The 9578-nt window shown below is 39.9% G+C and carries 10 protein-coding genes; 9 read left to right on the top strand and 1 reads right to left on the bottom strand.

The annotated features are described in order from the left end of the window. The first annotated feature begins 198 nt into the window (after positions 1 to 198). The 7 genes from F938_RS00505 to F938_RS00475 all read left to right on the top strand — a co-directional run bounded on the left by F938_RS00505 (position 199) and on the right by F938_RS00475 (position 5432). On the top strand, positions 199 to 1428 hold the full coding sequence (locus tag F938_RS00505) for a hypothetical protein (protein WP_005028463.1): 1230 nt from the start codon (positions 199 to 201) through the stop codon (positions 1426 to 1428). Between the two features lie 118 nt (positions 1429 to 1546). Continuing rightward, entirely contained in the window at positions 1547 to 2392 is an 846-nt protein-coding gene (locus F938_RS00500) for a hypothetical protein (protein WP_005006221.1), read from the top strand. A 113-nt stretch (positions 2393 to 2505) separates the two neighbouring features. Then, positions 2506 to 3078, top strand: coding sequence for a hypothetical protein (locus F938_RS00495; RefSeq protein ID WP_005006224.1), 573 nt, complete (start codon positions 2506 to 2508; stop codon positions 3076 to 3078). A gap of 8 nt (positions 3079 to 3086) precedes the next feature. Further along, a complete protein-coding gene (locus F938_RS00490) occupies positions 3087 to 4037 on the top strand; it encodes a tyrosine-type recombinase/integrase (protein ID WP_223213874.1) in 951 nt (316 codons plus the stop codon). A 75-nt stretch (positions 4038 to 4112) separates the two neighbouring features. Further along, on the top strand, positions 4113 to 4490 hold the full coding sequence (locus F938_RS00485; RefSeq protein ID WP_005006227.1) for a helix-turn-helix domain-containing protein: 378 nt from the start codon (positions 4113 to 4115) through the stop codon (positions 4488 to 4490). Positions 4491 to 4510: 20 nt separating this feature from the next. Then, the gene (locus F938_RS00480) at positions 4511 to 4696 is read left to right on the top strand and encodes a hypothetical protein (protein WP_005006230.1); all 186 of its coding nucleotides are present in this window, start codon (positions 4511 to 4513) and stop codon (positions 4694 to 4696) included. 34 nt (positions 4697 to 4730) lie between these two features. Further along, complete coding sequence (locus F938_RS00475) at positions 4731 to 5432, top strand: IS1 family transposase (protein WP_004282344.1); 702 nt, start codon at positions 4731 to 4733, stop codon at positions 5430 to 5432. Here the strand turns inward: F938_RS00475 and F938_RS00470 are convergent. Beyond that, complete coding sequence (locus F938_RS00470) at positions 5397 to 5612, bottom strand: aspartyl/asparaginyl beta-hydroxylase domain-containing protein (protein ID WP_005006236.1); 216 nt, start codon at positions 5610 to 5612, stop codon at positions 5397 to 5399. The genes F938_RS00475 and F938_RS00470 overlap by 36 nt on opposite strands. Before the next feature lie 479 nt (positions 5613 to 6091). Between F938_RS00470 and fadB the strand changes: the two genes are divergently transcribed. Next, entirely contained in the window at positions 6092 to 8245 is a 2154-nt protein-coding gene (fadB, locus tag F938_RS00465) for a fatty acid oxidation complex subunit alpha FadB (protein ID WP_005028460.1), read from the top strand. A gap of 12 nt (positions 8246 to 8257) precedes the next feature. Continuing rightward, entirely contained in the window at positions 8258 to 9430 is a 1173-nt protein-coding gene (fadA, locus tag F938_RS00460) for an acetyl-CoA C-acyltransferase FadA (protein WP_005006238.1), read from the top strand. Positions 9431 to 9578 lie beyond the last annotated feature (148 nt).

Genomic DNA, 9578 nt, shown 5'->3' with positions numbered 1-9578 from the left:
AATTGAGTAGAAAGTTCAGCGAGTGTGTGGTCGCCTTTAATTGCTGCGAGAGCAACTTTAACTTTAAACTCTGCTGAATGATTACGACGTTTTCTTCGTGTCATGGTTGACTCCAAAAACAAGCATTTCCCATGCTTATTGGGGAGTAGATTATCACTTATAGGCGTGGTCTAAAATCCTAGACCCACATCACTTGAAGTGGCTGACGGCGTTATCTATGCTTCTCTTTGTGATTTAGAGCTCTTACAGGTGCTTCTACCAACGTTCTTTGATGGTATACCTTGCCGTATTACTGCATATGCCGATATGAACATTCAATATGCTGTATCGCAATATAAGACTTGGCTATCAAGTCAAAACCTGAAGAAGATCCAGTACGTTCGCAAACAAGGTATTGAGAAGTACTTGCGTAAAAAATTAGAAGATGAAAGTGACTTAATCGGTAACGCGCAACTTGCCAAAACCCTAATGAATACCAGCTATACAGAACAAACAGTCTCATTTTTTTCTGACGCTTGGGGATTATCGTACGCAAACCATTTTGAGAAGAAAATTCGTCATGCTTTTGATCTGGTCATACAGGCTTTGGATCATGAAGGGATCTCATTAGAGCAGCTGCAGTTCATCAATAGCCTAACAAAAGGGGCAATTGAGAATGCTATTAACGAGATGCTGAACAAGACTGGTTCGCCGTTAAACGTGGTACCAACACTCACTCAAGAATTACTGTTAATTTGCGATGAATTCAATGCCAAAAAACTCAACATATCAAGTGAGCTCTTGGATGCAATCACTCAGTTTGCAGAACAATATGCAGTATCACCACTGTTGGCCATTAAGCGTGATAGCGCCGTGTATTTGCTGTATGAACCATTAGATGCCGATAATCAGCTAATTGATTATGAGTGGTTTTGTACTGCGGTATATACCAAAAATCAGTTTGTGCCTGAAGCCGATGAACAACATAAAACAAATGTAGCGGATCTTCTTAAATCGGTTGAAGTACTGCATGTATTCAAGCCGAATATCCTGTCGTGGACCAATGGCAAGGTATTTGAAACGCCAGAAGAAAAGAAAAATGCTTTTATGTTATGTCTCACACCTGAAGCATTTGAAAATCAAATAGAATTCTTACGCACTAAGAACGCAATACCAGGATATTTTAAAAACCTGATTACATCCTTAGGTGGTTTAAGTACAGTGGCCACGGAACAAGATAAATACGGTGTATTTTTGATTGAGTCGATCGCTAAAAATTCGACTGGTTTTGCATATCAAGGACAACTCTTTCCTATCGATCAAAATGCCCAAATTGACTTAGATCAATGCTCAAATTTAACGCTTAATTCTAAACTACTACCAAAAAACTACCTGACCTTTAAAAGACTAATGAGATTAAGCGATAGTTTAACGAATGGCGTTAAATAGGTTTAAGAAATATTATTATTTTTACTTTAAGTTTAAATAGTGGTTTTTTAAATGCACAAAAATAAAGTATTATACTTTCAAACATAAAACCCTTTTAAAGTTATACAGAGAATACTGAATGAAACTATTAAAAACTGCGATGGTGGGTATCCTTGGTACTGTAATAGCACATACTGCTTTTGCTTATGATGATGTACCAACCCCAAATCCAAACTTTAAAGAAGCTTACGTGGGGCTTTTAACGCCATCTAAAAACTTTAATGTTGTTGCTGGTGGCCTTACACCTGAAATCAGCGAATATAAACTGTCTGATAGCTATTTTGAGAACAATTCAAATCAACGATACAAAGCGACAGCTCACCTTTATCAACAGATGAATACTCGACAACGAGCGATGTATTTATTAGTTCAGCACACAGCTTACTTAAACGATATTTTCTACCCTCAACGTAACCCTTTAGTTAATCCAAACGTATCAGACGAACAATTGAATGTTGAACCAGCACTTAATAAACTGCAGTCCTTACGTACTGACAAAGATATTGTCGAAAATGTTGTAGATCGTGAAACTATGCTTCAGGTATTAAAAGCACATTACGATTATTATATGCGCGATCAATTTACAGTACGTTTTTACGGTAAAAACCAAAACACATTTACTTATGGAATTGATAACTATTCTGGTTTAAAAATACGTTCGGTGGAAGGAAACTTACGCATTGTTGATCGCAAAAGAGGTACATTGTTAGGTGACTCAATGGTTAAGTTAAACCACTGGATACCAGCTACCCGTACCAAAGAGCGCCGCACTATTGATATACCGTCTTCCATGCCAGAATGGAAAGACGTTGAAATTAAAGATCTTGCAATTAAATTCCAACCAACTGCAATAACAACCATGCAAGGTAAACGCATTGATATTAATAAAATCTATGCGTACAACACTGAAAAATTCAATTTCTAATGTATATAGCGGTCACTATCGACCGCTTTATTTTGTTCCTGGATAAATATTAACCGTAGCCTAAGCAAAAGTTACTTGTAACTTAGAAAGGATATCTAATTAAGGTTAGAACTATGAAGAAATTACTTCTTTCAATTGCATCTGTAATCATGATCGGGGGATGCACAGAAGTTCCGAAGGATATGTCACATGTTGATGTTTTTACAAACGATCGCTACCTATCGACAGCATATGAGTTTAATAAGCTGGTTGATGATACATTCAAATACCCGTATTCAAACATCCCATTTTTAATGGTTACGGGAGGGTGGAGTGTTAGTGGTCCAAAAGAACCAATATCGCAAATTGTATACAGTTGCTTAGCTTCTAATGAGGTGCAATTGGTTACAAAATACAAACTATTTATGCCCGAAGTTACTTACATCAAAACACCTGAAAACCAGGTGAAAAATTGCATCATTAAACATTCTAATGGCTCAATTAATGCAGACGCGTTGAATGACCTTAAAGCCTTCACTTTATTCCAAAAATATTCAGATAATCCATTTTTACGCAAAACTGTGGACGCAGCGAAAGCAGATGGCAAAATATCAGTAAAAGAATATATGGATATTGTGCAAAATGTCATAAAATTAAGTAAGGCTGACGAACAGGTTCAGCTAGAAAAAACCATCCAAGAGCTTTAAGCATTATTATGTCGGAAAACCTTTCCATGCATAGCATGACGAATGAGGAATTGATTCAAGAATGGCTGGATAGCCTGAAGCTTGAAAATAAGTCCGACATGACAATTAATGAATACAAAAAGAGCTTACTTTTGATGTTAGAAATGCCTTTTTTTAAAGGTAAACATCTATTGGAACTAGACCGCGATTACATCACATCATTTCGGTTGCATCGAATCGATGTTGATATTGTTTCTGCAAGAACACTCAACAAAAATTTATCAGCTTTAAAAAACTTCCTGAACTATTGTCTGCGTAAGGAATATATACCTGAAAACTTCTTTTCTGACATTCGGGTTAAGTTCAAAAATCAAAGCTTACCGCGCCCGATCGCCGTGAATACGTTGAATGAGATACTTGATAACAAGACGCCATTAAATCCGAAATACAATAATCAAAAGTTAAGAGATCTAGCAGCTGCAGAAATTGCTTATTCTGGCGGTTTACGTATCTCTGAATTACATGCCATCAAACTAAGTGATATCAACCTCAGTGCTATGCAACTAAAGGTATTGGGTAAAGGAAATAATGAACGGATTGTTTTTTTAGGAAAAAAATCACTAGAGGCTATTTCTACTTGGCTTTTAGTTCGTAATCGTTGGATTTCAAAAGCTGGAGTAGAAGACTGCGGATATTTATTCATTGCACCATCTGGCAAACATATTGCGAAAAACCATTTAGGTGCATGCATTACAGCTCTGTTAAAGGCGCATGGTTCTGGACATATTGGTAGTACTCATGCTTTGAGACATAGTTTTGCATCGCACTTGTATAACAAAACAAAAAATATTCGCGCCGTTCAGGAAATGCTAGGTCATAAATCACTATCTTCGACACAAGTATATATTCTTGTAGATCACGAAACGTTGATTAGTTCTTATAAAGATGCACATCCACGCGCTAGAGCGAACCAAGATTAATAATTTATTCGCTTCTTGTACTTCTAAAGATATATCGTAAACGATCGAAATAATTAACTTTTGATGGTGCCCGTAATGGCTAAGACTTTTGAACAAGTAAAAAAAGAATTTTTCAATACAAGGGTCATCACAAACAATCGACTACCTAAGCGTGGTGAAAGCCACAAAATTGCTGTGAAACTTGGTTTAATAGACCAAAAACAATCAACATATGTTAAAAAACAGAAACTTTCATATGTTGGCTTATCTGTAATTGAGTGTTTTGAAGAAGCTGGTTTAGATGATGTCTATATCAATGAAAAAATTGAAGAGTTTTCAGAGCTAAAAAACTATACTTCATTACATAAGGCATTAAGAATACTTGATGACGGCCACATGGCCCGTTTAGCAAAAAAATTAGAGGTTTCAGTCGATATGCTCAATGCGACATTGGCTGTGCTGAATAAAATATAAAAAACGGATTGAACCAACCCATGAATGCAAATGAGCTTTATGAAAAGTTACAGCAAATTGGTAAGCCACTGGTCCACGTAGAAAGCCTCGTATCTACAATGCAGTTGGAAATCCCTGTTGAAGAGATTGAAAAACACATTGAACTTTTCGGGGTTAATTTTTTACTGGTAGAAGTTGTTCGGGTGGTGTATCAAAAAGTATGCTAAAAAAAAGCAGGTTGAATTTTGATAAAATAGAGAAATGCAAATAACTCTAGAAATCAAATGTCCAACCTGCCTCAGTGACAGTATAAAGAAAAATGGCATCAAAGTAGATGGGAAACAAAACTACCAATGCAAAGACTGCAAACGTCAGTTTATTGGTGACCATGCTCTGAGCTATCTAGGATGTAATTCTGGCATTACTCGTAAAATATTACAGTTAATGGTCAGAGGCAGCGGTATACGAGATATCGCTGAAGTTGAGCGCATTAGTATCGGTAAAGTCTTACGGACTTTAACTGAATCGGCCTATCAAATTCAGCCTAAACAAAGTCATTATGAATCTCTCGAAGTAGATGAATTCTGGACTTTTGTTGGAAATAAAAATAATAAACAATGGCTTATTTACGCCTACCATCGAGAAACAGGTGAGATTGTTGCTTATGTTTGGGGTAAGAGAGATTTAGCTACAGTCCAAAGGTTGAAGACAAAGCTTAAACAATTAGGTATTCACTACACCCGAATTGCAAGTGATCATTGGGACAGTTTCATCACTGCTTTTAAAAACTGCAAGCAAAGTATTGGTAAGTTTTTTACTGTAGGAATTGAAGGTAATAATTGCAAAATAAGGCATCGAATAAGGCGTGGTTTTAGAAGAAGTTGCAATTTCTCCAAAAAGCTTGAAAACCATTTTAAAGCCTTCGACTTAACCTTCTTTTACATCAATAATGGCTTCATTTAATGTCAGCATACTTTTTAAAACACCACCCACCTTTGAAAACATGTACATGAGGTAGTTTATCGGCGCAAGAATCGTTGAGTGATCGAAAAATTGACGATAAAACGAGTGACGAACCTTCCCACGTTGCTGAATGTAAAGTGCAGAAAGAATAAAAATCGCCAGAATGATCCACTTAATCATATGAAAACCTGGAAACCAAAGAAAACGAAATAAAAGAAAAAGACCGGTATTCGGTCTAGACTGCGAATTGTAACATAGGCTGCAAAGTACGTCCTATTTCCAGCTTTTCATCACAAGTTTTCATTCTGTTTGGGTTTACCTGCAAGTGCAGCATTGACTAAATTGCCAAAATCGGCGCAAAGGTTGACTTGAAACATAAGGGCGCGGTCTAATCGTTTTTTGATCACTCATCCATAAAAAATCTTAAATGAAACAAAAACTTCACTCTATTTAGGCCGCATCATTCAAAAATACATCACGCAAGCACACGAAATAATTGAATAAAAATAGATGACCCTTGCGTCACGGCTTGATACAACTTGTTATGTTCTTTTTCGATATAGTTATCGTAAGATTGGCGGAGCATAGATGTACGTAGGAATGACGTACTCGCTTCACAACATCAACTTAGAAGTCCTCCAAAATAAAGGAGATCAGGCATGATCCACGCTGGCAATGCCATTACCGTCCAAATGCTTTCGGACGGAATTGCAGAATTCCGCTTTGACTTACAAGGTGAGTCGGTCAACAAATTTAACCGTGCAACGATTGAAGATTTCAAAGCTGCAATTGACGCTGTTAAAGCAAACGGTGACATCAAAGGCTTAATCGTTACTTCGGCTAAATCTACATTTATCGTTGGCGCAGATATTACTGAATTTGGTGCAAACTTCGCTCAAGGCGAACAAGCGATTGTGGATTGGGCATTGCCTGTTCACGACATCTTCAACGCGTTTGAAGATTTAGAGATTCCTAAAGTTGCTGCGATCAATGGTATGGCATTGGGCGGTGGCTTTGAAATGTGTCTCGTGTGTGACTATCGTGTGATGTCAGACGCGGCTCAAGTCGGTCTTCCTGAAATTAAACTGGGCATCTTCCCTGGTTTCGGTGGTACGGTTCGTTTAAGCCGTCTAATTGGTATCGACAATGCAGTTGAATGGATGGCCATGGCTAATCCTAAAAAACCAGCTGCTGCACTGAAAGACGGTGCGGTTGATGCGGTTGTTGCTGCAGACAAACTACAAGACGCTGCGATTGACTTGGTTAAACAAGCCCTTGCTGGCCGTGTAGACTGGAAAGCAAAACGTCAGGAAAAACTTGACCCTGTTAAATTGAACCCAATCGAACAAATGATGGCGTTCAACTCGGCGAAAGGTGCGGTACTTGCAAAAGCAAATCCTGCTCAATACCCTGCGCCTAAACTTCTTCTTGACTCATTACAAGCCGGTGCAAGCCTTCCACGTAATGAAGCACTTCAAGCTGAAGCGGCTGGTTTTGCAAAAGCAGCGATTACACCACAAGCAGGTGCATTGATTGGTTTATTCATCAATGACCAAGTGGTGAAGAAAACTGCGAAGAAATATGAAAAAGGTGCGCACCCTGTAAACCAAGCGGCTGTATTAGGCGCGGGTATCATGGGTGGCGGTATTGCTTACCAAGCGGCAAGCAAAGGCACACCAATCATCATGAAAGACATTGGTAACCCGCAACTTGCTTTGGGTATGAAAGAAGCCAATGGCTTACTGACCAAACAAGTTGAACGTAAGAAGATGAAACCTGCTCAAATGGGTGAAACGCTTGCGCGCATCCGTCCAACTTTAAGCTATGACGAGTTTAAAGAAGTGGACATCGTGATTGAAGCGGTAACTGAAAATCCAAAAGTAAAAGGCATTGTACTTGCTGAAACTGAGAAGAACGTTCGTGACAACACGATCATTGCTTCAAATACTTCGACCATTTCAATCACACGTTTGGCTGAAAACCTACAACGTCCTGAAAACTTTGTCGGTATGCACTTCTTTAACCCAGTACACATGATGCCATTGGTAGAAGTGATCCGTGGTGAGAAGACTTCGGCTGAAGCGATTGCGACCACTGTGGTTCTTGCTCAGAAAATGGGTAAAACCCCAATCGTTGTCAACGACTGCCCAGGTTTCTTAGTAAACCGCGTATTGTTCCCTTACTTCGGTGCATTTGACCTTCTATTGAAAGACGGTGCTGACTTCCAACAAGTCGACAAAGTGATGGAAAAATTCGGCTGGCCTATGGGTCCTGCTTACCTAATCGACGTTGTTGGTATCGACACGGGCGTTCACGGTGCAGAAGTGATGGCTGAAGGTTTCCCTGACCGCATGAAGCCAGACTTCAAAGGTTCAATCGAAATCATGTACGAAAACAAACGTTTGGGTCAAAAGAACGACGTTGGTTTCTACAAATACGAACTTGACCGTAAAGGCAAAAAAGCCAAAGTGGTTGATCCAACTGCGTATGAGCTTGTTGCTACTGTGGCAACTGCAGAAAAACGCGAGTTTGATGCTCAAGAAATCATTGACCGTATGATGCTGGCTTTCTGTAACGAAACTGTTCGTTGCCTAGAAGACAACATCGTAGCGACTGCTTCTGAAGCAGACATGGCAATGATTATGGGTGTAGGTTTCCCTCCATTCCGTGGTGGTCCATGCCGTTACATCGACCAAACAGGTGTTGCTGAATACGTTGCACTTTGTGACAAATACACACACTTAGGTAAGGCTTATGAAGCGCCACAAATGTTGCGTGACATGGCTGCTAACAACAAAAAATTCTACGGTTAAGGAGCAACGTGAATGGCTACTTTAAATCCACGTGACGTTGTCATCGTTGATGGCGTACGTTCAGCAATGGGTAAAACCAAAAACGGTATGTTCCGCAATGTACGTGCTGACAGCTTATCGGCTGAATTGGTTCGTGCTTTAGTTGCTCGTAACCAGTTTGACACCAATGAAGTTGAAGACCTGATCTGGGGCTGTGTAAACCAGACTTTAGAACAAGGTATGAACATTGGCCGTAACATTGGTTTATTGGCTGACCTTCCAAAAACTGTGGCAGGTCAAACAGTTAACCGTCTTTGTGGTTCATCTATGCAAGCGCTTCACACCGCTGCTGCACAGATTGCAACCAACCAAGGTGATATCTTCATCATCGGTGGTGTAGAGCACATGGGTCACGTAGGCATGATGCACGGCATCGACCTCAACCCAGAAGCGTCTAAGCACTATGCAAAAGCGTCTAACATGATGGGCTTAACGGCTGAAATGTTAGGTCGTATGAACGGCATTACGCGTGAAGAACAAGATGCGTTCGGTGTTGAATCTCACCGCCGCGCTTGGGCTGCAACGCAAGAAGGTCGTTTCAAAAACGAAGTCATAGGTGTTGAAGGTCATGATGCCAATGGCTTCAAAATCCTATGCGACATCGATGAAGTGATTCGTCCAGATGCAAACCTTGAAGCATTCAAAGGTTTACGTCCTGTATTTGACCCGAAAGGCGGTACAGTCACTGCGGCAACGTCTTCTGCGCTGTCTGACGGTGCTTCTGCAATGTTGTTGATGTCTGCTGAACGCGCTCAATCACTTGGTTTAAAACCACGTGCTGTGATTCGCTCTATGGCGGTTGCAGGCTGTGACGCTGCAATCATGGGTTATGGTCCTGTACCTGCAACTCAAAAAGCGCTTAAACGTGCTGGCTTAAGCATGGCGGATATCCAAACCATCGAGTTAAACGAAGCATTTGCTGCTCAAGGCTTATCAGCCATGAAAGGTCTAGGCGTTTATGACAAGCAAGACATCATTAACTTGAATGGTGGCGCGATTGCATTGGGTCACCCATTGGGTTGTTCTGGTGCACGTATTACAACCACGTTGTTGAACGTAATGGAACAACAAGATACACAAATCGGTCTTGCGACCATGTGTATTGGTTTAGGTCAAGGTATCGCGACGATTATCGAACGTGTTTAATTAACACTAAGATAAAATAAAAATCCCCCTTGTTGGAGTATATAGTAAAAACAGTGTCTATTCGCGTGTGAGTGAGTGACAGGGCTTTACATATAACGTCAGCGGCTTTAATTTCAAACGTACATACTGTGTATAATGGTATGTACGT

The sequence above is a fragment of the Acinetobacter bereziniae LMG 1003 = CIP 70.12 genome, assembly GCF_000368925.1.
In the GTDB taxonomy this organism is placed as follows: Bacteria; Pseudomonadota; Gammaproteobacteria; order Pseudomonadales; family Moraxellaceae; genus Acinetobacter; species Acinetobacter bereziniae.
This window is presented reverse-complemented; position numbering and strand designations above follow the sequence as displayed.